Genomic DNA, 1,622 nt, shown 5'->3' with positions numbered 1-1,622 from the left:
GTCGCAAACGCAAGCTGGAAGGAACAAGATGGCAGATCAACTGACCAACGAAATAATCGCAATGATCAAGAAGCGCGCCGCGGCGGAGAGCGGCAACATAGCGCCTGCCTCGGGCGGCGAGATAACGACTGCCACGGAACTGACTTCTCTCGGCATCGATTCGCTGGGATTGGCGGACGTGCTCTGGGACCTGGAGCAGGCCTACGGCATCAAGATCGAAATGAACACGGCCGAGGCCTGGTCGGATCTCCAGAATGTCGGCGACATGGTGGAAGCCGTCCGCGGCTTGCTCACTAAGGAGGCTTGAATGGACAGGCGCGTCGTGATTACTGGGATCGGCGGGCTTTGCGGGCTTGGGACCGACGCCGCCGCCATTTGGAGAGAGATGCGCGAAGGCCGCTCCGCCATCGGCCCAATCGTCAACTCCGAGCTCCATGAATTGAGGGTCAGGATCGGTGCCGAGATCAAGGCGCTGCCGGAGCATGACATCGACGGCAAGCAGCTCGCCTCCATGGACCGCTTCAGCCTGCTCGCTGTGCTTGCGGCGCGCGAAGCAATGCGTCAGGCCGGACTTTCCTCCAAAGAAGGAAATACCTATCGCTTCGGTGCGACGGTGGGCGTTGGCGGCTGCGGCTGGGATACGATCGAGCAAACCTACCGCGCCATGCTTCTCGGCGGTAAGCGTGCCGCCCTCTTGACTGTGCCCAAGACGATGCCGGGCGCCGCCGCCGGCCAGGTCAGCATGAATCTCGGCCTGCGCGGGCCGGTCTTCGGCGTCACGTCCGCCTGTTCCTCGGCAAACCATGCGATTGCCTCCGCGGTGGACCAGATCAGGCTCGGCAGGGCCGACGTGATGCTTGCCGGCGGCAGCGAAGCGCCGCTCATATGGGGTGTGCTGAGGGCATGGGAATCGATCCGCGTGCTTTCGCCCGATACTTGCCGGCCCTTCTCCGCCGACAGACAGGGACTGGTGCTCGCCGAGGGTGCGGGCATGGCCGTGCTGGAAAGCTATGAGCATGCCGCCGGGCGTGGTGCCACGATCCTTGCCGAGATCGCCGGCATCGGCCTTTCCGCCGATGCCTCCGACATCGTCGCGCCGACTGTCGAGGGGCCGGAGGCAGCAATGCGCGCCTGCCTTGCCGAGGCCGGCCTGAATGCCGAGGATGTCGACTATCTCAACGCGCACGGCACCGGCACCAAGGCCAACGATCAGATCGAGACGGCGGCGATCAAGCGCGTCTTCGGTCAGCACGCCTATTCAATGTCCATCTCTTCTACCAAGTCCATGCACGCGCATTGCCTCGGTGCGTCCGGCGCGCTCGAGTTGATCGCCTGCGTGATGGCTATCCGCGAGGGCGTCGTGCCGCCGACGGCCAATTATCGTGAGCTGGACCCCGATTGCGATCTCGATATAACGCCCAATGTGTCGCGCGAGCGCAAGGTGCGCGTGGCACTGAGCAACTCCTTGGCCTTTGGCGGCACGAACGCGGTTCTGGCGTTCAGGCAGGTGTAGAAGCCAAGAGAGATGCCTCCTGCAACATTATCTCCCGGATCCAGATGCTTGCCGGATCGCTGTTGTGAAGGGCCGGCCATTGGAGGGTCTCGGTAAATCCGGGAAGTGG

At 63.4% G+C, this 1,622-nt stretch carries 2 protein-coding genes and 1 pseudogene; 2 read left to right on the top strand and 1 reads right to left on the bottom strand.

Annotation, left to right across the window (positions count from 1 at the left end; genetic code table 11):
• Window positions 1-28 precede the first annotated feature (28 nt).
• A complete protein-coding gene (locus IQ26_RS38970) occupies window positions 29-307 on the top strand; it encodes an acyl carrier protein (protein ID WP_145723590.1) in 279 nt (92 codons plus the stop codon).
• Window positions 308-1,513, top strand: a complete 1,206-nt coding sequence (locus IQ26_RS38965) for a beta-ketoacyl-[acyl-carrier-protein] synthase family protein (RefSeq protein ID WP_145723589.1) — start codon at window positions 308-310, stop codon at window positions 1,511-1,513. It abuts the gene before it with no gap.
• Here the strand turns inward: IQ26_RS38965 and IQ26_RS38960 are convergent.
• Window positions 1,500-1,622: pseudogene (locus IQ26_RS38960) on the bottom strand (LysR family transcriptional regulator); the annotation flags it as partial. The gene IQ26_RS38965 and the pseudogene IQ26_RS38960 sit on opposite strands and share 14 nt — an antisense overlap.

It is taken from the genome of Mesorhizobium tianshanense (assembly GCF_007830515.1).
GTDB lineage: Bacteria > Pseudomonadota > Alphaproteobacteria > Rhizobiales > Rhizobiaceae > Mesorhizobium > Mesorhizobium tianshanense.
This window is presented reverse-complemented; position numbering and strand designations above follow the sequence as displayed.